The organism is Flavobacterium sp. NG2 (assembly GCF_034119845.1).
Classification (GTDB): domain Bacteria; phylum Bacteroidota; class Bacteroidia; order Flavobacteriales; family Flavobacteriaceae; genus Flavobacterium.
In genome coordinates this window covers 609,908-634,633 of the sequence record NZ_CP139420.1, presented here as the reverse complement: position 1 = coordinate 634,633, position 24,726 = coordinate 609,908, and the positions used below count along the sequence as shown (strand labels likewise).

The following is a 24,726-nucleotide window of genomic DNA, read 5'->3' as shown; positions in this document are numbered from 1 at the left end:
TTACAATCGCAATTGTAATCATTGGCTTTAAAAAACCAACAAATACCAATGATTTAACCTTATTTTGCTATTTTATGAAAAAGAAAAACACAAAGATTTTATTGGTTGATGATGAACCAGATATTTTAGAGATTGTAGGCTATAATCTTTCTCAAGAAGGGTACCAAATTGTTACTGCCAGTAACGGGAAAGAAGCCATTGCAAAAGCTAAGAAAGAACTGCCAGATTTAATTATTATGGACGTCATGATGCCTGAAATGGATGGCATGGAGGCTTGCGAGAATATTCGAAAAATTCCCGAACTAAGTAATGTGATTATTACTTTTTTAACGGCTAGAAGTGAAGATTATTCACAGGTTGCTGGTTTTGATGTTGGTGCTGATGATTATATAACGAAACCTATCAAGCCAAAATTATTAGTTAGTAAAGTAAAAGCTTTGTTGCGAAGACTTGTAGAGGCTGAACAGGATAGCGAAACACTTAATGTAGGAGGTATCGAAATTAACCGTGAAGAATATAAAATTGTAATGGACGGTCTTGAGATTGCTTTGCCAAGAAAAGAATTTGAGTTATTCTATCTGTTAGCTTCTAAGCCTGGTAAGGTTTTTAAAAGAGATGAGATACTCGATAAGGTTTGGGGTAATGAAGTCGTTGTAGGTGGACGAACTATTGATGTGCATATTCGTAAGCTTAGAGAGAAAATAGGTGAAGAATTATTCAAAACAATAAAAGGAGTAGGTTATAAATTTGAAGTTTAGCTAGATTGCTTACTTTTATACGTGAAAGAATTGTGTTGCTCTTCCTTATGAATATAACAGTGGTGTTAGAAAATGAAAATTAGTTTTAAAAAAACATATAAGTTTGCTGTAAAGTCGTCTTTTTACATCAGCATGTTTTCTACAGGCTTTGTTATTCTGTTAGTGGCAATCATGTATCAACCAGCAGTGTCAAAGTTGGTTACTTTGGGGGTGATATTTAGTTTTATTCTATTTATATTTTCATTTTTAGTTTTGCAGTATCGTGTAGAGCGATTTATATATCGACGTGTCAAAAAAATCTACGATGATGTATCTTTATTAGAAGCAAGTACTTTGATCAATCAGCCTATAACTACTGATATGGAAACTTTATCTAGAGAGATCAAAAAGTTTGCTACAGATAAAAAACTTGAAATCGAATTGCTTCAGGTTCGTGAGGAATATCGCAGAGAGTTTTTAGGGAATGTTTCTCATGAATTAAAGACTCCTTTATTTACTGTTCAAGGTTATATTTCTACACTTTTAGATGGTGCAATGGAGGATAAATTGATTCGAAAAAAGTATTTAAAACGTGCCGAAAAAGGGGTTGAGCGATTAATTTATATCGTGGAAGATTTAGATATGATTACTAAATTAGAAGCTGGAGATTTGAATCTGGAATATTCAGAATTTGATATTTATGAGTTAATTCAAAACGTTTTTGACCTACTGGAGATTAAAGCCGATAAGAAGAATATTTCTTTAAGTTTTGAAAGTAGACCAAGTTTGCCAAACTATGTTGTGGGAGATAAAGACAGAATACAACAAGTTATTGAGAATCTAATTGTCAATTCTATTAAGTATGGAAAAGAGAATGGTTCTACTGAGGTTTCGGTTGTGAATTTAACTAAGAAAAAAGTTTTGGTTCGAATAAGTGATGATGGTGGTGGAATTGCAAAGCATCATTTGCCTCGACTTTTTGAGCGTTTTTATAGAGTAAATAAAAGTGGTTCTAGAGAAGAAGGTGGTTCGGGATTAGGATTGGCAATAGTAAAACACATTGTTGAAGCGCATAAAGAGAAAATATATGTTGAAAGTGAAGTAGGGGTTGGCTCTGAATTTTCGTTCACACTTGAAAAGATGTATAAAAAGAAAGAGAATAAAGTAAGGGTGTAAATCCCCATTATAATTTATTAAAAGTAGCAGTAAAAATGCGACTCAGTCTATTCTGAGTCGCATTTTTTTTATTTGTTAAGTTGTGAAAATGAGTGTTTTTTCTTGCGATTATATCGGTTTTTTAGATAACCTAATCTTAATATTAAGTTAACATTAGCAACCTGTCCTTGTCATATGTTTGCAAAAAAATAACAAAATAATAATAATTTAAAAACCACCATTAAAAAAATAAGGTAATGCTTATAAATTAAAATGAGGGGCTAATTGATTTAACAATGAAAAAAAATATTTTTATAGTAATCGCTCTCTTGGTGTTAGTGACTATTACTAATGCACAAACAACCACTGAAGTTAAAAAAGAGGTAACTCCAGCGACTAAAAAATGGTTTGAAACTATTAGTTTACGTGGGTATATGCAAGTGAGATATAATAAACTATTAGAAACTAATTCTGATTTAGGTTGTGAGCAATGTGATAAATCTTGGGGAGGAAACAATAGTTTTTTTATTCGAAGAGGACGTTTAGTATTTTCGGGTAATGTACATGATCGTGTGTACATATACATACAACCTGATTTTGCTTCTTCAGCTTCAACGACAAGTAATAACTTTTTGCAAATTAGAGATGCTTATGCTGATATATCTTTAGATAGTAAAAAAGAATTTAGATTTAGAGTAGGGCAAAGTAAAGTGCCTTACGGATTTGAAAATATGCAGTCAAGTCAAAATCGTTTGGCCTTAGATCGTAATGATGCATTGAATAGTGCTGTTGCAAACGAGCGTGATTTAGGGGTGATGTTTTATTGGGCGCCTAAAGGGAAAAGAGAATTATTCTCTAAATTAGTTAGCGACGGACTTAAAGGTTCAGGGGATTATGGTGTGGTAGGTCTTGGTGTTTACAATGGTCAAACGGCAAATAGAGCCGAAGCTAATAATAACCAACACATTGTAGGTCGTGTTTCTTATCCTTTTGAATTTAAAAACGGACAGGTATTTGAGGCGGGAATTCAAGGGTATACTGGTAAATATGTTGTGCAGTCTATCAGTACTAGTAAAAATGTAATTACCAAACCTAATGGTGAATATTTAGACCAACGTGCTGCGGCAAGTATAGTATTGTACCCAAAACCTTTTGGATTGCAAGCTGAGTATAATATTGGAACAGGTCCTGAGTATAACAAAACTAATAATACAATTGAGCAAAAAAAATTACATGGTGGATATGTACAGGCTTTCTATAATTTGAAAGCAGAGCAACAAGTGATTCTTCCTTTTGTTAAGTATCAAATGTATAGAGGTGGAAAAAAACAAGAATTGGATGCTAGAAGTTATTCAGTAAATGATTTAGAAATTGGTGTAGAATGGCAGCCGTATAAAAATGTTGAATTAGTAGCTGACTATACTATTTCTAATAGAAGATATGAAGATGCAATTAAACCTATTAATGATCAAACTGGAAACTTATTAAGGTTACAACTTCAAATTAATTTCTAGTATCTATTTAAGTTAATCTTATTTAAAGCTTCTTAAGTCTGTAACAGATTTAAGAAGCTTTTTTTTGTGTTAAAGTATTGTTTTTAGTATATAATATTTAGTTGCAAAATTAATTTTCGGGAGAGTAATCGACTCATTATGAACAAAAAAACCTATAAAAATAATAATTATCAGGTTGATTTTATCTTTCATATGATTTTGCTGAATAGCCTGTAATTACCTGTAAATAAAGGGGTTAACTATTTTTTATTTTTGCTTTTTGGGTTAGATTACTTTTTGTTTTCATTATGGTAACGTTAATTTAATATCGTCCTTTTTTATTAACATTAGTTTTGCATCGTAATAACACAATGATAACTAATTGTTAAAATGAAAAAATTTTTATTGAGTATTTCGCTATTGTTTTCTTTAATTACAATGGCACAAGAAGTGAAGAAAACCGTACCAGCAAAGTCAATTTTAGAAAACTATTATATGTCAGGAAAGAAACTAGGTTTTACAGCCGCTGATAGTTTGTTTCAAATGAATATTGGGTTTAGAGTTCAAAGTAGAATTGGATTCGGAAAAGAAGAAGGGAAGTCGGGAGTGGCTGAAGGTGAAATTAGAAGAATGCGATTGAAACTAGATGGTTTTGTGGTTGATCCTAAGTTTGGTTACAAAGTAGAGCTTGGTTTTTCGGCAAGAGATATAGGTACGGTAGCTGTGGGAAACAGTGGAAATGTGATTTTGGATGGGGTATTCTTTTATCATCCTAATTCTGATTTGACATTTGCCTTTGGTCAAACAAAGTTACCAGGGAATAACCAACGTGTCATTTCTTCAGGGTCATTAGAGCTTACTGACCGTAGTATTAATAACTCTAAATTTAATATCGACCGTGATTTTGGATTTTTTGTAGAGTATGCTAAAGTGAAAAAAGAAAGTTTTTATTATGGTTTCAAAGGGGCTATTTCTAAAGGAGAAGGTCGTAACTGGGTAAAAACATCTGATGATGGAATTGCATTAACAGGAAAGTTAGAATTATTTCCTTTGGGTGCATTTACTAAAAACGGTTCTAATTTTGAGGCCGATTTGATGAGAGAGAAATCACCAAAATTAATGCTTTCAGGTGCATTTAGTCAAAATAATAATGCCCTGCGTTCTCAAGGACAGTTAGGGAGCAGCTTGTATGAGTCAAGAACTTTGAAGTCTGTATTTGTAGATGCTGTATTTAAATATAATGGATGGTCTGCTGTAGGTGCTTATATGTCAAGAGCTGCTAAAGATCCAATAACTGTTGATGCCTCAGATATTAGTAAAACTCAGGCTGTTTTTGTAGGGCATGGTTATGATGCTCAATTGAGTTATCTTTTTCCGTCAGAATATCAAGTTATAGGTCGTTTTTCTACGCAAAAAGTACATGACGATATTAAAACCAAAAGTCCAAATATGGATGAGTATACTATAGGTGTATCTAAATATTTATTTGGTCATAAAATGAAAGTGCAAACGGAATTGTCTTATGATGCTGTAAATAAATTTGGTTCTAGTACCTCTAATAACTGGTTTGCTCGTTTCCAAGTTGAAATTGGGTTGTAGCAAATCATAGATAAAACTGTAAAAGTATAAAGATTGAATAATATTGGCTTAACATAGAGTTAATATTGGGTAGTTACTTTTGCGCAAAATAAATAATCAAAAACAAGTAAATATCAAATGAATAAATTTAAACTATTTTTAATATTACCATTGATTGGTATGTTAAGTTGCGGTAAAGCAAAAACTGAAAATAAAGGAGAAGCTAATGCTGAGGCTGAAGTTTCTGTAACTATCAAAGGAAGTGATACAGTTTTGCCTTTGGCTCAAAAAGAAGCTGAAGAGTTGATGAAGAATGATGCTAATGTAAGTATTACTGTTGTTGGTGGTGGTTCAGGTGTAGGGTTAACTGCTTTGATTGATGGAACTACTGATATTGCAATGGCTTCTAGAGATTTGAAAACTGATGAAAAATTAAAATTTGCTGAGTCTAAAACTGAAATCGAAAAAGTAATTATTGCTTTTGATGCATTAGCAGTAATTGTTAATCCAGCAAATGGTGTGTCTAAATTGACTCGTGAGCAATTGGAGAAAATTTATACTGGTGAGATTAAAAACTGGAAAGAAGTAGGTGGAGCTGATGAGAAAATTGTTGCTTATTCTAGAGAATCTTCTTCAGGAACTTATGAGTTTTTTAAAGAAGAAGTTATGGATAAGAAAAACTACGCAACGGATATCTTGAGTTTACCTGCAACAGGAGCTATTGTTCAGGCAGTAGGTCAAACAAAAGGAGCGATTGGTTACGTAGGTTTAGCTTATGAAACTAAAGAGGTGAAGCAAGTAGCGGTATCTTATGATCAAGGGAAAAACTTCATTGAGCCTTCTGTAGCAAGTGCAAAAGATAAAACATATCCAATTTCAAGACCGTTGTTTTACATGTATAATAAAACAAATGCTGCTAAAGTAAAATCAATTATTGATTATGCTTTGTCTGAAGCTGGTCAGAAAAATGTATCTGAAATAGGATATGTACCATTGAACTAAGTAAAAGGTTAATTATTACATGATTATATGAGGCTATCCATTTTGGGTAGCCTTTTTAGTTTTTAGGTAATCCTTGCTTTACAAAAACAGTTCGCTTAACATTAAGTTAACATAAGGTTAATGGTGTATGAACATTAGAGGGCTAGGTCTGGCGTAATTTTGTCAAAAATTAAATTTACTGATTTGAAAACAAATTTAAAGCAGATTAAAGAAAAAATAATTGAGTCTATCTTGATGCTTAGTAGTGTAACTACCAGTATTACAGTAGTGTTGATTGTCTTTTTTTTATTTATTGAAGGAGCTGGTGTTTTTAATAGAAAGCCTATTGATGATGGTTTTTTGTTAGCAGTCGAAGCTACTAATCCAGTAAAAAAGTTATCACCTTCTCAAGTCAAAGATGTTTATGATCAAAAGATAACAAACTGGAAAGAACTAGGTGGTGAAGATAGAGCCATCGTATTGTTCAGAACTTCGGATATTACAGATTATTATACTGAAGAAGAATTGGGAGAAAATTTTGAATATTTCCCTCAAAAAATAAATGAACTTATTGCTAAAACTCCAGGTATCATTGCTTTTTTCTCAGAAACCTATAAGGCAAAAGACTTTGCTGGTGTCGAATTAGATATAGATAAAATAACGGTTGCTAGTTTTTTGTCAGGTGAAGAATGGTTTCCTACGGCTCAACCAATTGCTCAAATGGGAGTGAAACCCTTAATCTATGGTACACTTTGGGTAAGTTTTGGAGCTATCTTAATTGCTCTACCTATCGGACTTGCTGCTGCAATATTTTTGAGTGAAATAGCTAATAAAAGAACACGTAACCTGTTAAAGCCTTTAATTGAATTACTTGCTGGAATTCCATCTGTAGTTTATGGTTTCTTTGGTTTGGTTATTATTGTTCCTTTAATACAAAGTACTTTTAATTTACCAGTTGGAGAAACGGCTTTAGCAGGAAGTGTGGTGTTAGCGATTATGGCTTTGCCTACAATCATCACTATTTCTGAAGATGCTATGCGTAATACACCTAGAGCAATGAAAGAAGCTAGCTTGGCTTTGGGAGCAAGTCATTGGCAAACAATTTATAAAGTTGTGATTCCATATTCTGCTTCAGGGATTACTGCAGGAGCTATTTTGGGTATTGGTCGTGCTATTGGTGAAACTATGGCGGTATTGATGGTAACGGGTAATGCAGCTGTTATTCCGAATTCATTTTTAGCACCTGTTAGAACAATTCCTGCTACCATTGCAGCTGAATTAGGTGAAGCGCCAAATGGTGGATTGCATTATGAAGCATTATTTGCATTAGGATGTATTTTGTTTATCATCACTTTTGGGATTAATATGTTGGTAGAATTAGTTACCAATAGAAAATCACATAAAAAACACTAATTATGAGTACTAATAATCTAGTTAAGAAAAAAAGAAGAAGTCAGAATATCGCTTTTGGAATTTTTAGTTTCATCAGTTATAGTATTGTGGCGCTGTTATTTGTTATTTTAGCTTTCATTGTTATCAAAGGTATTGGAGTAATTAGTTGGGAATTTATTTCTGAGATGCCAAAAGAAGGAATGACTAGCGGAGGGATTTTTCCAGCCATTGTAGGAACTGTATGTTTGGTATTAGTTAGTATGGTTTTTGCATTTCCTGTTGGAGTTTTAGCGGCTTTATATATGAATGAATATGTAAAAGAAGGATGGCCAAAAAAAATAATTAAACAAATGACAAACAATTTAGCAGGTGTTCCTTCTATTGTTTTTGGACTTTTTGGAATGTCCTTATTTGTAAATAAATTAGGTTTTGGAGATTCGATTTTAGCAGGGGGACTAACCTTGGGATTATTAGTATTACCTGTTGTTATTCGTACTACTGAAGAATCTTTAAAATCAGTTGACGATACGTTTAGACAAGCTAGTTTAGGTCTGGGTGCGAGTAAATGGCAAACCACTAGAAACGTTGTGTTCCCAATTGCATTTCCTAATATTATTACCGGTTTGATTTTGTCTATTGGTCGTGTTTCGGGTGAAACGGCTCCAATTTTATTTACAGTGGCTGCGTATTTTTTGCCTAAATTGCCGTCCTCAATATTTGATCAAGCTATGGCGTTGCCATACCACTTATATGTAATTTCAACCAGCGGAACAAATATTGAAGCTTCAAGAGCAATGGCTTATGGAACTGCACTTATTTTGATTATAATTGTATTAATTTCCAATTTATTAGCGAATAAGCTTCGTAAATATTATGGAAAAAAAGTAAAAATGAACTAACATGCATAAAATAGTATCACAAAACGTAAATTTTTATTACGGAGAATCTCAAGCTTTACACGATATTTCTTTATCGATGAAAGAGAATACGGTGACAGCACTAATTGGTCCTTCTGGTTGTGGAAAATCAACCTATTTGCGTTTACTGAATCGAATGAATGATTTGATAGATAATACCCATATGTCTGGGACGATTACTATTGATGGTAATGATATTTATGAGAAACAGACTAATGTTGATGATTTGAGAAAAAATGTGGGTATGGTTTTTCAAAAACCAAATCCATTTCCAAAATCAATATTTGAAAATGTAGCTTATGGTTTAAGAGTTAACGGAATTAACGATAAGAAAATTATCGAAGAGCGCGTTATTACTTCTATCAAACAAGTAGCGCTTTGGGAAGAAGTAAAAGATAAATTGCACAAATCAGCATTTGAATTGTCTGGAGGACAACAACAACGTTTGTGTATTGCCCGTGCTTTGGCAATTCAGCCATCGGTTTTGTTAATGGATGAGCCAACTTCTGCATTGGACCCTATTTCAACTTCAAAAGTGGAGGAGCTTATTTATGAATTGAAAAAACAATATACAATCGTTATCGTTACACATAACATGCAACAAGCAGGACGTGTAAGTGATAATACTGCTTTTTTCTATATGGGAGAGTTAATTGAGTTTGACAAGACCAAAACCATATTCACAAAACCAAGTAAAAAACAAACAGAAGATTATATAACAGGAAGATTTGGTTAATCAATAGTAAAAATTATTATCTTCCAATCTTTAAACAAAATACAATGGCATCACACTTAGAAACTGAACTAGGGAAACTTAGAGAAATAATAATAAAAATTGGTAATTTGGCAGAAAGCCAAATTAGTGAAGCAGTTAAATCAATACTTTCAGAACCTTTTTCAGAAGTGAAAGAAGTGAAGAAAACGGAAAATAAAATTGACAAATTGGATGTAAAAATCGATGATATATGTCAAGGTGTATTTGCTTTACAGCAACCTGTTGCCTCAGATTTAAGGTTTATTATGTCGGCAATGCAAATCAGTAATGAAATAGAACGTATTGGTGATTTAGCAATGAGTATCATTAAACAATCTAAGAACATTAAGGAGAAGCACGAATTGGTGTCTAGGTTTAAAGTTGATGAAATTGCTAAAGCTGTAGAAGTGATTACAGCTAAGATGAATGTATGTTTTAAAGAACTAGATGCATCTATTATTGAAGAAATTTTTGGTATAAATAACATCATTAAAAGTCAAAGTACAGCTGCTATCGAAGATATCATTGGTGAAATGAAAAGTAATTCGAAGACAGTGGTTTCAGGTACGCATCTTATAATTGCTTTAAAGCATATGGAACGTATTGCTGACCATAATTCAAATGTAGCGGAGTCTATTTACTTTATGATTAATGCAAAAACCATTAAGCACGAAAAGTTTATTGATAAAAAATAATTCGCTAGAAATAATTGATTTAAGAACTGATATTAAACTTTTTTGAGGTTTAATTATCAGTTTTTTTATTTAAATATTTTTAATAACTCTTCCCATTCAACAGTAGTTTTAGTATTTTTTAGTCCTGTGTATTGTGGTATTTTTTCTAAATCCTCAATTCTAAAATCTACTTGATATGCAAATGGCGCAACACCTTCCTGTTCTAATTTTGAAGCTAAATATTCCTGTTCATATTGTCCAGGTGTAGGGATGAAAAAAGCTTTTTTTTCCAATTTAGTCAAGTCCATTATAGAGGTATAACCTGAGCGACATAAAACGGATTCGCTTTCATTTATACTTTTTTCAATTTGTTCGCTACTCATGAAATTATAAAAAGTAACATTTTCGTATTCTTCTTTTTTTTGTTCTTTTTCTATGATTCCTTTGATGTAAAGTATCTTGCCTTTATATCTCTTTATTTCATTTTGTAATAGATTGTCAAGTATGCCCCGTTGAGGTTCTGGTCCTGAAAGGATAATCATTAAATCAAATTGTTTTGGCTCCATCTTTTTAATAAACCTGCTAATTGGCCCGATGTGTTTTAGTGTCAATTTTTTATTGGAGCTATGACTAAGTCTTCCGGCTAAATTTGGCTCATTAAGGTTGTCTGGAATCCAACATTCGCGGTATTTTTTTATGAAATATTGATGAATAAAAGAGCTTAGCCATGTTGTTTTTCCTGTTAAAACATTTACTTGATGTGTTAGATAGACTGATGGAACTTTTGAAGAATAACATCCTAGGCGATTATCAGAAATAATTCCATCGATGTTATATTGTTCAATCCATTTGGTAATTATCTTCTGTTCTTTTAAAATGGCTTTTGTGATTTTAGGAAGGCTTAAAAGAAGTTTCCATTTGAAATATTTTCCCTTTTTTGGGTATTGAATTTTGTAAGAAGGTAATTCTAAGGACTTTATGTTTGGGAATTCTTTTTTGAGCATATTCAAAGCATCTCCGTCTGAAGCTATAATTAAGTTGTAGTTAAAATTTTGTAATACTTTAATAATTGGAATACAGCGTGTAGCATGTCCTAATCCCCAGTTTAATGGGGTGATTAGAATTTTTTTACTGTAGCTCTTAGTGCTCATTTTTTATTTTTTTTTTGAAAGATACTAATTGTAGAGTTTCGAAAATGACTGAATGATTTTTATGTTTTGAAAAAAATGTTATTTCTTAAAGTTTTATTAAAATATTAATTTAATGTTATGTTATAGGTTTGTTATAGTCATGAAATTAATGCTTTTTATAAGAATAATTTATTAAAAATACACTTAAACAGTAGAAACTGTTATTTCATCGATTTTGTAAGGATTTTATCTTTTGAATAATGTACTTTCGCGGTGGATTTTAAAAAACGACTAGTTTTAATACTGTTGAAAGGTATTAAAAAAAGAAAATTGTGTTTTTTAAGGGATACAAAAATTAAAATGTACTTATGAAAAAGAACTACACTAATTATTTGACTATAAACAATAGAATAGAAGTTATTTTATGTCTTTTGTTTATTATGTTGTTTTCCAATTTTGCGGTTGCTCAAACACCAAAGTTTACAACACCAACATTGAAATCAGGAACTGATAAACAAGTTGGGGCCAAATATTTATATCCAATTGTAACTACGGTTGATGGAAATAATGTAGATGCAATTGTGACAATTGTTTCTATAAATAATGCGTCAATTGTAGATGTTGATAATCCAACAAATGGAGGATTAATAGATCGTTTTCAGCCTGTTGTAAATACCTCTTCAGCAAATGGATATGTTGAATATGAATTTAGTTTTTACAAAAGTGGTACGTACGGAACAGCTCAAGAATTAAAAATTGATTTGGGCTCGTTTATATTAGAAGCATTAGATCTGGATGGGAATGAGTTTTTTGATGTAGCAAGACCTAATAACGAAAGTTATACTTTAGAAAGTAATTCTTATATAACAGTTTCTACGGTAGGTGCTTATACGAGATTTCAAGGCCCAAGTAATTCTGTGGATCCTATTAGTATTACAAATACACGATACATTGCTGCAGTTAACTTTGGTACACTTAATTCGATTAGATTTAGACTTGGAAATAGTGGTACATCAAGTAATAGACAAAGTTCAATTAGTTTTGGGGAAGTTAGTTTTGTTATACCTAAAGCACCTATTGCAAACAACGATTCAGCATTATGTAAACCTTATGGAGCTGTATCATTAGATGTAACGCTAAACGATACCGATTCAAATCAAAATATTGATAAGTCTAAAGTTGATTTGAATTTAGCACTAACTTCCTCAGGTATTCAAAATTCATTAGTTGTAGCTGGTGAGGGTACTTGGTCTGTTACAGCAGCAGGAATTGTTACCTTTACTCCGTTAGCTACTTTTAAATCTAATCCAACACCTATTTATTATACAATAAATGATTTGACGGGTTTAACATCAAATGAAGCTAAGATAACCATAACTTACACTCCATCAGCTCCAACTGTAACTGTTGTTAACAATTGTGATGGTACATCTACTTTAACCGCATCAAATTATACAGGAAGTTTGTTGTGGAACAATAATGCTACAACAGCTTCTGTCACCGTTAGTACAGCAGGGACATATACAGTTACTCAAACTGTTAATGGTTGTACAAGTGCTACTGGTTCAGGAATTGCTGCACCAAAAACAAGACCATCAGCACCAACAGTAAATGTAGTTAACAATTGTAATGGTACATCTACTTTAACTGCGTCAAATTATACAGGAAGTTTGTTGTGGAGCAATAATGCTACAACAGCTTCTATCACCGTTAGTACAGCAGGGACATATACAGTTACTCAAACTGTTAATGGTTGTACAAGTGCTACAGGTTCAGGAGTTGCGGCTCCAAAGACAACACCATCAGCACCAACAGTAAATGTGGTTGACAATTGTAATGGTACATCTACTTTAACTGCGTCAAATTATACAGGAAGTTTGTTGTGGAGCAATAATGCTATAACAGCTTCTATCACCGTTAGTACAGCTGGAACATATACAGTTACTCAAACTGTTAATGGTTGTACAAGTGCTACTGGTTCAGGAATTGCTGCACCAAAAACAAGACCATCAGCACCAACAGTAAATGTAGTTAACAATTGTAATGGTACATCTACTTTAACTGCGTCAAATTATACAGGAAGTTTGTTGTGGAGCAATAATGCTACAACAGCTTCTGTCACCGTTAGTACAGCAGGAACATATACAGTTACTCAAACAGTTAATGGTTGTACAAGTGCTACAGGTTCAGGAGTTGCGGCTCCAAAGACAACACCATCAGCACCAACAGTAAATGTGGTTGACAATTGTAATGGTACATCTACTTTAACAGCATCAAATTATACAGGAAGTTTGTTGTGGAGCAATAATGCTACAACAGCTTCTATCACCGTTAGTACAGCAGGAACATATACAGTTACTCAAACAGTTAATGGTTGTACAAGTGCTACAGGTTCAGGAGTTGCGGCTCCAAAGACAACACCATCAGCACCAACAGTAAATGTAGTTAACAATTGTAATGGTACATCTACTTTAACTGCGTCAAATTATACAGGAAGTTTGTTGTGGAGCAATAATGCTACAACAGCTTCTATCACCGTTAGTACAGCTGGAACATATACAGTTACTCAAACTGTTAATGGTTGTACAAGTGTTACAGGTTCAGGAGTTGCGGCTCCAAAGACAACACCATCAGCACCAACAGTAAATGTGGTTGACAATTGTAATGGTACATCTACTTTAACTGCATCAAATTATACGGGAAGTTTGTTGTGGAGTAATAATGCTACAACAGCATCTATAACAGTTAGTACAGCAGGAACATACACAGTTACTCAAACTGTGAATGGTTGTACGAGTGCTACAGGTTCAGGAGTTGCGGCTCCAAAGACCACGCCATCAGCGCCAACAGTAAATGTAGTTAACAATTGTAATGGAACATCAACACTAACGGCATCAAATTATACAGGAAGTTTGTTGTGGAGCAATAATGCTACAACAGCATCTATTACCGTTAGTACAGCAGGAACATACACAGTTACTCAAACTGTAAATAGTTGTACGAGTGCTACAGGTTCAGGAGTTGCGGCTCCAAAGACCACGCCATCAGCGCCAAATTATTTGATATCTTCTCAGCCAAGTTGTGAAACACCAGTAGGAAGTGTTTTATTAAGTGGATTACCAACTGGAAATTGGATTATAAATCCTGGGAATATAAGTGGTAATACGTCAACTAGAACTATTTCTGGATTAGAACCAGGTACCTATAATTTTACAGTGACTAATGCTCAAGGATGTATTTCTCAAACAACTTCAAATGTTGTAATAAATAATTTTATTTGTGCTATTGACGATGCAGGTACCGCAGTAAACGGATTTACAGGTGGAACCTCTTTAGCAAACGTATTAGCCAACGATAAATTAAACGGAGCGATTGTTGATCCAACGAAAGTGAGTACGACTTTTGTAAGTGCAACAAACGTAGGTGTTACTTTAGATGGAACAACTGTAAAAGTAGCAGCTGGAACTCCAGCAGGTAACTATGAGTTGGTTTACAAAATCTGTGAAAAAATAAATCCAGCGAACTGTGACGAAGCGAAAGTAACTGTTACAGTAACTAAACCAGCAATTGATGCTATTGACGATGCAGGAACTTCTGTAAACGGATTTACAGGCGGAACAGCCTTAGCAAACGTATTGGTAAATGATAAATTAAACGGAGCGATTGTTGACCCAGCTAAAGTGAACACGACTTTTGTTAGTGCAACAAACGCAGGAATCACCTTAGATGGAACAGCTGTAAAAGTAGCAGCGGGAACACCAGCAGGTAATTATGAACTGATCTATAAAATCTGTGAAATAACCAACCCAACAAACTGTGAGGAAGCGAAAGTAACCGTAACCGTTACTAAACCAGCCATCGATGCTATTGACGATGCAGGAACAGCGGTAAACGGATTTACAGGAGGAACAGCTTTAGCAAACGTATTGGTAAATGATAAATTAAATGGAGCAATTGTTGACCCAACGAAAGTGAATACGACTTTTGTAAGTGCAACAAACGTTGGTATTACCTTAGATGGAACAACTGTAAAAGTAGCAGCTGGAACTCCAGCGGGAGAATATTCATTAGTTTACAAGATTTGTGAAAAATTGAATACTAACAATTGTGATGATGCTATCGTAACCGTAACTGTTACCAAACCAGAAATTGATGCGATTGACGATGCAGGAACCTCAGTAAACGGATTTACAGGTGGAACCTCTTTAGCCAACGTATTGGTAAATGATAAATTAAATGGAGCAATTGTTGACCCAACGAAAGTGAACACGACTTTTGTAAGTGCAACAAACGTTGGTGTTACTTTAGATGGAACAACTGTAAAAGTAGCTGCGGGAACACCAGCAGGTAACTATGAGTTGGTTTACAAAATCTGTGAAATAACCAACCCAACGAACTGTGACGAAGCGAAAGTAACTGTTACAGTAACCAAACCAGAAATTGACGCGATTGACGATGTAGGAACCTCAGTAAACGGATTTACAGGTGGAATCTCTTTAGCAAACGTATTGGTAAATGATAAATTAAACGGAGCGATTGTTGACCCAACCAAAGTGAACACGACTTTTGTAAGCGCAACCAATCCAGGTATTACCTTAGATGGAACAGCTGTAAAAGTAGTAGCAGGTACACCAGCAGGAGACTATTCATTAGTTTACAAGATTTGTGAAAAATTGAATACAAACAATTGTGATGATGCTGTAGTCACCGTAACCGTAACCAAACCAGTAATAGATGCTATTGACGATGCAGGAACAGCGGTAAACGGATTTACAGGTGGAACTGCTTTTGCAAACGTATTAACAAATGATAAATTAAACGGAGCGATTGTTGACCCAACCAAAGTGAACACGACTTTTGTAAGCGCAACCAATGCAGGAATCACCTTAGATGGAACATCAGTAAAAGTAGCCGCAGGAACACCAGCAGGAAACTATGAGTTGGTTTATAAAATCTGTGAAAAAACTAACCCATCCAACTGTGACGAAGCGAAAGTAACTGTTACAGTAACCAAACCAGCAATTGATGCGATTGACGATGCAGGAACAGCAGTAAACGGATTTACAGGTGGAACAGCTTTAGCCAACGTATTAGTAAACGATAAATTAAACGGAGCAATTGTTGACCCAACCAAAGTGAACACGACTTTTGTAAGTGCAACAAACGTTGGTATTACCTTAGACGGTACAGCTGTAAAAGTAGCAGCGGGAACACCAGCAGGTAGTTACGAACTGATCTATAAAATCTGTGAAAAAATAAACCCAGCGAACTGTGATGAAGCGAAAGTAACTGTTACAGTAACTAAACCAGAAATCGATGCGATTGATGATGCAGGAACCTCAGTAAACGGATTTACGGGTGGAACCGCTTTAGCAAACGTATTGGTAAATGATAAATTAAACGGAGCTATTGTTGATCCAACGAAAGTGAATACGACTTTTGTAAGTGCAACAAACGTTGGTATTACCTTAGACGGAACAGCTGTAAAAGTAGCTGCGGGTACTCCAGCAGGAAACTATGAGTTGGTTTACAAAATCTGTGAAATAACCAATCCAACAAACTGTGACGAAGCGAAAGTTACCGTAGCGGTTACTAAACCAATCATTGATGCGATTGACGATGTAGCGAGTAGTCCAGTAAATGGTATCGTTGGTGGTATTGCAGTGCCTAATGTATTAGCAAACGATAAATTGAACGGAGCGATTGTTGACCCATCGAAAGTGAATACCACTTTTGTAAGCGCTACTAATCCAGGTATTACCTTAGACGGTACAGCTGTAAAAGTAGCAGCAGGAACACCAGCAGGTAGTTACGAACTCATTTATAAAATCTGTGAAATAACCAACCCAACGAACTGTGACGAAGCAAAAGTAACCTTAAGCGTTTCAGCAGCGACTATTGACGCTATTGACGATGCAGGAACCTCAGTAAACGGATTTACAGGTGGAACAGCTTTAGCAAACGTATTGGTAAACGATAAATTAAACGGAGCGATTGTTGACCCAACCAAAGTGAATACGACTTTTGTTAGCGCAACAAACACAGGAATCACCTTAGATGTTACAGCTGTGAAAGTAGCTGCGGGAACTCCAGCAGGTAACTATGAGTTGGTTTACAAAATCTGTGAAAAAATAAACCCAGCGAACTGTGATGAAGCGAAAGTAACTGTTACAGTAACTAAACCAGAAATCGATGCGATTGACGATGCAGGTACCGCAGTAAACGGATTTACAGGTGGAACAGCCTTAGCAAACGTATTGGTAAACGATAAATTAAACGGAGCAATTGTTGACCCAACCAAGGTGAATACGACTTTTGTTAGCGCAACAAACACAGGAATCACCTTAGATGGAACAGCTGTAAAAGTAGCTGCGGGAACACCAGCAGGAGACTACTCATTAGTTTACAAGATTTGTGAAAAATTGAATACAAACAATTGTGATGATGCTGTTGTCACGGTAACGGTTACCAAACCAGCAATAGAAGCGATTGACGATGCAGGAACAGCTGTAAACGGATTTACAGGAGGCACCGCTTTAGCCAACGTATTGGTAAATGATAAATTAAACGGAGCGATTGTTGACCCAACCAAAGTGAACACGACTTTTGTTAGCGCAACAAACACAGGAATCACCTTAGATGTTACAGCTGTGAAAGTAGCTGCGGGAACTCCAGCAGGTAACTATGAGTTGGTTTACAAAATCTGTGAAAAAATAAACCCAGCGAACTGTGATGAAGCGAAAGTAACTGTTACAGTAACTAAACCAGAAATCGATGCGATTGACGATGCAGGTACCTCAGTAAACGGATTTACAGGTGGAACAGCCTTAGCAAACGTATTGGTAAACGATAAATTAAACGGAGCAATTGTTGACCCAACCAAGGTGAATACGACTTTTGTTAGCGCAACAAACACAGGAATCACCTTAGATGGAACAGCTGTAAAAGTAGCTGCGGGAACACCAGCAGGAGACTACTCATTAGTTTACAAGATTTGTGAAAAATTGAATACAAACAATTGTGATGATGCTGTTGTCACGGTAACGGTTACCAAACCAGCAATAGAAGCGATTGACGATGCAGGAACAGCTGTAAACGGATTTACAGGAGGCACCGCTTTAGCCAACGTATTAGCAAACGATAAATTAAACGGAGCGATTGTTGACCCAACCAAAGTGAATACCACTTTTGTAAGTGCTACTAATCCAGGTATTACCTTAGACGGTACAGCTGTAAAAGTAGCAGCGGGAACACCAGCAGGTAATTATGAACTGATCTATAAAATCTGTGAAAAAACCAACCCAGCGAACTGTGATGAAGCAAAAGTAACCTTAAGCGTTTCAGCAGCGACAATTGAAGCAATTGACGATGCAGGAACAGCGGTAAACGGATATGACGGTGGGACAGCTTTAGCAAACGTATTGGTAAATGATAAATTAAACGGATCGATTGTTGACCCAGCTAAAGTGAACACGACTTTTGTAAGTGCAACAAACACAGGAATCACTTTAGACGGAACAACTGTAAAAGTAGCAGCAGGTACACCAGCAGGAGACTACTCATTAGTTTACAAGATTTGTGAAAAATTGAATACAAACAATTGTGATGATGCTGTAGTCACCGTAACCGTTACCAAACCAGTAATAGATGCTATTGACGATGCAGGAACAGCGGTAAACGGATTTACAGGTGGAACTGCTTTTGCAAACGTATTAACAAATGATAAATTAAACGGAGTAATTGTTGACCCAATCAAAGTGAACACGACTTTTGTAAGCGCAACCAATACAGGAATCACCTTAGACGGAACAACTGTAAAAGTAGCTGCGGGAACTCCAGCAGGTAGTTATGAACTCATCTATAAAATTTGTGAAATAACCAACCCAACGAACTGTGACGAAGCGAAAGTGACCGTAAATGTATATGAACCGTCAATTTCTATTACCAAAGATGGGGTTTATAATGACTTTAATGGTGATAAAATTGTAAATGTAGGTGACCAGATTTTATACAAATTTGTTGTTAAGAATACGGGTGGTGCAATATTGACTAACGTTACCGTTACGGATAACAATGCTACAGTATCAGGAGGTCCAATTGCTATTTTAGCTGTAGGTGCGGTTGATAGTACAACTTTTACGGCTGTTCATACCGTTACTCAGGACGATATCAATAAAGGAATTGTGTATAACTTAGCAACTGCAACAGGAACACCTCCAAAAGGAACCCCAGTTACAGGGACTTCGACAGATCCTACACCTTGTGTGACCTGTCCAAAAGAGCCAACTTGTTTGAATTGTACGATGACCGAATTGAAACAAGCGCCAAGTATTTCAATCACAAAAGATGGTAAATATGAGGATAAGAATAACGATGGAATTACGAATGTAGGAGATGTAATTGTTTACAATTTTGTAGTTCGCAACACAGGAAATGTGCCGTTAACGAATGTTACTGTAACGGATAACAATGCTACAGTATCAGGAGGACCAATTGCTAGTTTAGCTGTTGGCGCGTTTGATAGTACAACTTTTACGGCTGTTCATACCGTTACTCAGGACGATATCAATAAAGGAATTGTGTATAACTTAGCTACTGCAACAGGTACGCCTCCACAAGGGCCTCCAGTTACTGGAACTTCGACAGATCCTACACCTTGTGCAACTTGTCCAAAAGAGCCAACTTGTTTGGATTGTACGATGACCGAATTGAAACAAACGCCAAGTATTTCAATCACAAAAGATGGTAAATATGAGGATAAGAATAACGATGGAATTACGAATGTAGGAGATGTAATTGTTTACAATTTTGTAGTTCGCAACACAGGAAATGTACCATTAATGAATGTTACTGTAACGGATAACAATGCAACAGTATCAGGAGGACCAATTGCTAGTTTAGCTGTTGGCGCGTTTGACAGTACAACTTTTACGGCTGTTCATACCGTTACTCAGGACGATATCAATAAAGGAATTGTGTACAACTTAGCAACTGCAACAGGAACACCTCCAAAAGGAACACCAGTTACAGGGACTTCGACAGATCCTACACCTTGTGTGACCTGTCCAAAAGAACCAACTTGTTTGGATTGTACGATGACCGAATTGAAACAAACGCCAAGTATTTCAATCACAAAAGACGGTAAATATGAGGATAAGAATAACGATGGAATTACGAATGTAGGAGATGTAATTGTTTACAATTTCGTAGTTCGCAACACAGGAAATGTACCATTAACGAATGTTACTGTAACGGATAACAATGCAACAGTATCAGGAGGACCAATTGCTAGTTTAGCTGTTGGCGCGGTTGATAGTACAACTTTTACGGCTGTTCATACCGTTACTCAGGACGATATCAATAAAGGAATTGTGTATAACTTAGCTACTGCAACAGGTACGCCTCCACAAGGGCCTCCAGTTACTGGAACTTCGACAGATCCTACACCTTGTGCAACTTGTCCAAAAGAGCCAACTTGTTTGGATTGTACGATGACTGAATTGAAACAAACGCCAAGTATTTCAATCACAAAAGATGGTAAATATGAGGATAAGAATAACGATGGAATAACGAATGTAGGAGATGTAATTGTTTACAATTTTGTAGTTCGCAACACAGGAAATGTACCATTAACGAATGTTACTGTAACGGATAACAATGCTACCGTATCAGGAGGGCCAATTGCTAGTTTAGCTGTTGGCGCGGTTGACAGTACAACTTTTACAGCTGTTCATACCGTTACTCAGGAGGATATCAACAAAGGAATTGTGTACAACTTAGCTACAGCAACAGGAACACCTCCAAAAGGAACTCCAGTTACAGGAACTTCGACAGACCCAACACCTTGTGCAACTTGTCCAAAAGAACCAACTTGTTTGGATTGTACGATGACCGAATTGAAACAAATGCCAAGTATTTCAATCACAAAAGATGGTAAATATGAGGATAAGAATAACGATGGAATAACGAATGTAGGAGATGTTATTGTTTACAATTTTGTAATTCGCAATACAGGAAATGTACCATTAATGAATGTTACTGTAACGGATAACAATGCTACCGTATCAGGAGGGCCAATTGCTAGTTTAACTGTTGGTGCGGTTGACAGTACAACTTTTACAGCTGTTCATACTGTTACTCAAAATGATATTGATGAAGGAATTGTGTACAACTTAGCTACAGCAACAGGAACGCCTCCAAAAGGAACTCCAGTTACAGGAACTTCGACAGACCCAACACCTTGTGCAACCTGTCCAAAAGAACCAACGTGTTTGGATTGTACGATTGTAGAATTAGTGAGAACTCCAGCTATCAGTATTATTAAAACAGGAATTTTTAATGATGAAAATAAAGATGGATTTACACAAGTTGGTGAAACAATTACGTACCAATTTGAAATTAAAAATATTGGTAACGTTGCCTTATTTAATGTTTCGGTAACCGACTTAATGCCTGGATTAGTGCTTTCAGGGAATACGATTCCAGTGTTAAATGTTGGTCAAGTTAACACATCAGCATACACTGCGACTTATGTAATTACAAGGGATGATATAATTGCATTAGCTGTTTCTAATCAAGCTTCGGTAAGAGGTGTTGATGCTAGAGGTGCTTTAGCAACCGATGAATCCACTTATGTTGTTGACCTGCCAATAATTGGAGGTGTTATAGGTTGTGAAGTTATTCCGTTTAAAGCAGTTTCGCCTAACGGAGACGGTGATAATGATGTGTTTTATATTAGTGGATTGGATTGTTATCCTGATAATAACGTTCAAATTTATAACCGTTGGGGAGTACTTGTTTTTGAAAGAGACAATTATAACAATACTGACCGAGCATTTAAAGGAGTTTCAGAGGGTAGAGTTACAGTAAGTCAATCTACTGAATTACCTACAGGGACATATTACTATGTATTCAGATATAAGGATAGTGAAGCTAATCTTCATGAAAAAGCAGGATACTTATATTTAAATAGATAATCAAAATCATAAGAAAAACTCTTTGGATTTTAAATAGAAAAAGATGAGAAATAAATTATCAATACTGGTTTTAATGCTTCTTACAAGCATTAGCTACGCTCAACAAGATTCACAGTTTACGCAATATATGTACAATACTATGGCAGTCAATCCTGCCTATGCTGGAATGAGAGAAAAAATGAGCATTTTTGCATTACACCGCACCCAATGGGTAGGCTTGGAAGGAGCGCCTACTACTAATAATGTATCGTTACATACACCTATCAATGGGGGGGATATGGGGTTTGGTGTTTCTATTCTGAATGATAAAATTGGCCCTTCTGATGAAACGGATATAGGTGTTAATTTCTCTTACAATATTCAAACTTCAGAAAGATATAAATTAGCATTTGGATTAAAAGCTTCGGTCAATCTATTGGATATTGATTTTAATAAATTGACTTATTTGACACCAGATAATAGTTTCGAAGCGAGTATTGATAATAAATTTTCGCCCAACATAGGAGCTGGAATTTACTTTTATTCCGATAACACATATATTGGTTTGTCTATTCCTAATTTTATCGAAACCAAACATTTTGATAGATATGCAGGTAATGGCTCAGTTAGCTATATCGCTAAAGAACGTTTGCATTATTTTTTAACAGCTGGACACGTTTTTGACTTAACTGGTGATATTAAATTTAAGCCAGCCATTTTGACCAAAATGACACAAGGAGCTCCTCTGCAAGTAGATGCATCTCTTAATTTTATGTTTAATGAGAAATTTGTTTTAGGAGCAGCATACCGATGGAGTGCGGCACTTAGTGGTATGGCAGGCTTTCAAATCACTGACGGATGGTTCGTAGGATATAGTTATGATTTTGAAACAACACGTTTGGCTCATTTTAACAAAGGGTCTCATGAGATTTTCTTACGATATGAGTTGTTTAATAAATACGATCGAATTGTTTCTCCTCGATTCTTCTAAAAATTAGTTACATGAAAAATTATATATACATCACTTTTTTATTAGTTGTTTTTACTAAAGGTTTTGCTCAGAAAGCTAGTGTCGCAGCTGCAGATAAAAAATACGAACGCTTTGCTTATATTGATGCTATCGCTACCTATGAACGTATTGCTGCAAAAGGATATAAAGATGAAAAGATGTTTCAAAAATTAGGAAACGCTTATTATTTTAATGCCGAATTAGGTAAGGCTGAAAAATGGTACACGGAGTTGTTTGATATGAATAAAGATCAAACAGGTGAGTATTGTTACCGTTATGCTCAATGTTTAAAGTCAATTGGGGATTATAAAAAGGCTGATAAGATTTTAGAACTTTATACTAAAAAATCAGGAAACGATCAGAGAGCAAAATTATTCGCGAATGATAAAAACTATTTAGAAGAGATAAAAGAAAATTCGGGTCGTTTTGCTATTGAAGATGCAGGAATTAATTCTGGTTTTTCAGATTATGGTACGACTTTCTTGGGTGATAAATTAATTTTTGCTTCTTCAAGAGAAGTAGTGGGGGCTTCTAAAAAGGTTTTTACTTGGACCAATCAAGCTTTTACAAATTTATATGCTTCAAAGGTTAGTCCAGAAGGAAGATTAGAAGAACCAGTACTTTTTGACAATAAAATTAATTCTAAATTCCACGAATCAACTCCTGTTTTTACAAGTGATGGGAAAACGATGTATTTCACACGAAACAACTTCATTGATGGTAAAAAAGGGAAGAACAGTGAACGTGTAACCTTATTGAAAATTTACAAAGCCACATGGGAAGATAATGAATGGAAAAATGTAGTGGAATTACCATTTAATAGCGATGATTATAGTGTCGCACATCCAGCATTAAGTATCGATGAAAAAGAATTGTATTTTGCCTCCAATATGCCAGGAACAGTTGGGCAATCGGATTTATTTAAGGTAAGTATTAATAATGATGGGACTTATTCAACTCCAGTTAATTTAGGTGTTGGGATTAATACTGAAGGAAGAGAAACATTCCCTTTTATTTCAGATGATAATAAATTGTATTTTTCGTCAGATGGACGTCCAGGGTTAGGAGGTTTAGATGTCTATGTTTCCAAAATAGAAGGTACTAGTTTTGGTAAGGTGGAAAATATCGGTGCGCCTATCAATGGAACACAGGATGATTTTGGTTTCTTTATGGACAGTAAAAGTAAAGTTGGTTTTTTTACTTCGAATAGAGCTGGCGGAAAAGGATACGATGATATATATAAGTTTAGCGAAATCAGATGTAGTCAAGTGCTGATGGGAGCGATTACTGATTTAGAAACAAAGATGCCTATACCTAATGCCAAAGTGAGTTTGTTTGATAGAAACAATCAAATCATTGGGACCACTTCTGCTAATGCTTCGGGTGATTATCACTTTGATGTGGAATGTGGAAAAACATATACTGTAAGAGCTGAAAAACCGCATTATGAAACTAATGAGGCATCTGTGGAGGTGCCAAAGGTTAATGGTAAAATTAATCAACCTATTGCCTTAAACAAGGAGGGTTGTGAATTAACGGTTGGAGTTGATTTAGCGAAGTGTTTTGGAATTAAAATGATTTATTTTGATTTGGATAAATCCAATATTCGAAAAGATGCGGCTATCGATTTAGAAAAAATATTAGATGTAATGCTTCAATATCCGCAAATTAAAATTGATATCCGTTCGCATACTGACAGCCGTCAAACATTTAAATATAACGAGTCATTATCAGACCGAAGAGCTAAATCTACTATGGCTTGGTTAATCAGTAAAGGCGTTAGGGCAGATAGATTAACAGCAAAAGGATACGGAGAGTATCAGCTGATTAATAAATGTGCTGATGGAGTTGAATGTACCGAAGAAGAACATCAACTAAACAGACGTAGTGAGTTTATCGTAATTTCGATAGACTAATCAATAGATTTATAAATAGAAAGGTCATCTTGAAA

13 protein-coding genes are annotated in these 24,726 nt (G+C 35.1%); 12 read left to right on the top strand and 1 reads right to left on the bottom strand.

The features are described 5' to 3' along the window. Window positions 1-74 precede the first annotated feature (74 nt). The 9 genes from SLW70_RS02640 (at window position 75) to phoU (ending at window position 9,702) form a co-directional block, all read left to right on the top strand. A complete protein-coding gene (locus tag SLW70_RS02640) occupies window positions 75-758 on the top strand; it encodes a response regulator transcription factor (protein WP_320890423.1) in 684 nt (227 codons plus the stop codon). A gap of 72 nt (window positions 759-830) precedes the next feature. Continuing rightward, on the top strand, window positions 831-1,913 hold the full coding sequence (locus SLW70_RS02635; RefSeq protein WP_320890422.1) for a sensor histidine kinase: 1,083 nt from the start codon (window positions 831-833) through the stop codon (window positions 1,911-1,913). 275 nt (window positions 1,914-2,188) lie between these two features. Further along, complete coding sequence (locus SLW70_RS02630) at window positions 2,189-3,406, top strand: porin (protein WP_320890421.1); 1,218 nt, start codon at window positions 2,189-2,191, stop codon at window positions 3,404-3,406. Window positions 3,407-3,775: 369 nt separating this feature from the next. Beyond that, window positions 3,776-4,984 (top strand): porin, encoded by a 1,209-nt coding sequence (locus SLW70_RS02625; RefSeq protein ID WP_320890420.1) that lies wholly within the window; start codon window positions 3,776-3,778, stop codon window positions 4,982-4,984. Window positions 4,985-5,101: 117 nt separating this feature from the next. After that, window positions 5,102-5,965: a PstS family phosphate ABC transporter substrate-binding protein gene (locus tag SLW70_RS02620; RefSeq protein ID WP_320890418.1), complete on the top strand. Its 864-nt coding sequence runs from the start codon at window positions 5,102-5,104 to the stop codon at window positions 5,963-5,965. A 183-nt stretch (window positions 5,966-6,148) separates the two neighbouring features. Further along, window positions 6,149-7,357, top strand: coding sequence for a phosphate ABC transporter permease subunit PstC (gene pstC / locus SLW70_RS02615; protein ID WP_320890417.1), 1,209 nt, complete (start codon window positions 6,149-6,151; stop codon window positions 7,355-7,357). A 2-nt stretch (window positions 7,358-7,359) separates the two neighbouring features. Next, entirely contained in the window at window positions 7,360-8,235 is an 876-nt protein-coding gene (gene pstA / locus SLW70_RS02610; RefSeq protein WP_320890416.1) for a phosphate ABC transporter permease PstA, read from the top strand. A gap of 1 nt (window position 8,236) precedes the next feature. Further along, entirely contained in the window at window positions 8,237-8,989 is a 753-nt protein-coding gene (pstB, locus tag SLW70_RS02605) for a phosphate ABC transporter ATP-binding protein PstB (protein ID WP_320890415.1), read from the top strand. Window positions 8,990-9,033: 44 nt separating this feature from the next. Beyond that, complete coding sequence (gene phoU, locus SLW70_RS02600; protein ID WP_320890414.1) at window positions 9,034-9,702, top strand: phosphate signaling complex protein PhoU; 669 nt, start codon at window positions 9,034-9,036, stop codon at window positions 9,700-9,702. 65 nt (window positions 9,703-9,767) lie between these two features. Here phoU and SLW70_RS02595 read toward each other — a convergent pair whose 3' ends face one another. Then, window positions 9,768-10,832 (bottom strand): glycosyltransferase, encoded by a 1,065-nt coding sequence (locus SLW70_RS02595; RefSeq protein ID WP_320890413.1) that lies wholly within the window; start codon window positions 10,830-10,832, stop codon window positions 9,768-9,770. 347 nt (window positions 10,833-11,179) lie between these two features. On the opposite strand from SLW70_RS02595, the gene SLW70_RS02590 reads away from it, so the two are divergent. The 3 genes from SLW70_RS02590 to SLW70_RS02580 are packed head-to-tail and all read left to right on the top strand — an operon-like array spanning window position 11,180 to window position 24,691. Next, complete coding sequence (locus SLW70_RS02590; RefSeq protein WP_320890412.1) at window positions 11,180-21,787, top strand: gliding motility-associated C-terminal domain-containing protein; 10,608 nt, start codon at window positions 11,180-11,182, stop codon at window positions 21,785-21,787. Window positions 21,788-21,830: 43 nt separating this feature from the next. Beyond that, window positions 21,831-22,757, top strand: coding sequence for a type IX secretion system membrane protein PorP/SprF (locus SLW70_RS02585; protein WP_320890411.1), 927 nt, complete (start codon window positions 21,831-21,833; stop codon window positions 22,755-22,757). An 11-nt stretch (window positions 22,758-22,768) separates the two neighbouring features. Continuing rightward, on the top strand, window positions 22,769-24,691 hold the full coding sequence (locus tag SLW70_RS02580; RefSeq protein ID WP_320890410.1) for an OmpA family protein: 1,923 nt from the start codon (window positions 22,769-22,771) through the stop codon (window positions 24,689-24,691). Window positions 24,692-24,726: the final 35 nt, after the last annotated feature.

What these genes read in the sequence shown, in the direction of transcription:
- SLW70_RS02640 (WP_320890423.1), top strand. Translation starts at nt 75, where the DNA reads ATGAAAAAGAAAAACACAAAGATTTTATTGGTTGATGATGAACCAGAT.
- SLW70_RS02635 (WP_320890422.1), top strand. Translation starts at nt 831, where the DNA reads ATGAAAATTAGTTTTAAAAAAACATATAAGTTTGCTGTAAAGTCGTCT.
- SLW70_RS02630 (WP_320890421.1), top strand. Translation starts at nt 2,189, where the DNA reads ATGAAAAAAAATATTTTTATAGTAATCGCTCTCTTGGTGTTAGTGACT.
- SLW70_RS02625 (WP_320890420.1), top strand. Translation starts at nt 3,776, where the DNA reads ATGAAAAAATTTTTATTGAGTATTTCGCTATTGTTTTCTTTAATTACA.
- SLW70_RS02620 (WP_320890418.1), top strand. Translation starts at nt 5,102, where the DNA reads ATGAATAAATTTAAACTATTTTTAATATTACCATTGATTGGTATGTTA.
- pstA (WP_320890416.1), top strand. Translation starts at nt 7,360, where the DNA reads ATGAGTACTAATAATCTAGTTAAGAAAAAAAGAAGAAGTCAGAATATC.
- pstB (WP_320890415.1), top strand. Translation starts at nt 8,237, where the DNA reads ATGCATAAAATAGTATCACAAAACGTAAATTTTTATTACGGAGAATCT.
- phoU (WP_320890414.1), top strand. Translation starts at nt 9,034, where the DNA reads ATGGCATCACACTTAGAAACTGAACTAGGGAAACTTAGAGAAATAATA.
- SLW70_RS02595 (WP_320890413.1), bottom strand. Translation starts at nt 10,832, where the DNA reads ATGAGCACTAAGAGCTACAGTAAAAAAATTCTAATCACCCCATTAAAC.
- SLW70_RS02590 (WP_320890412.1), top strand. Translation starts at nt 11,180, where the DNA reads ATGAAAAAGAACTACACTAATTATTTGACTATAAACAATAGAATAGAA.
- SLW70_RS02585 (WP_320890411.1), top strand. Translation starts at nt 21,831, where the DNA reads ATGAGAAATAAATTATCAATACTGGTTTTAATGCTTCTTACAAGCATT.
- SLW70_RS02580 (WP_320890410.1), top strand. Translation starts at nt 22,769, where the DNA reads ATGAAAAATTATATATACATCACTTTTTTATTAGTTGTTTTTACTAAA.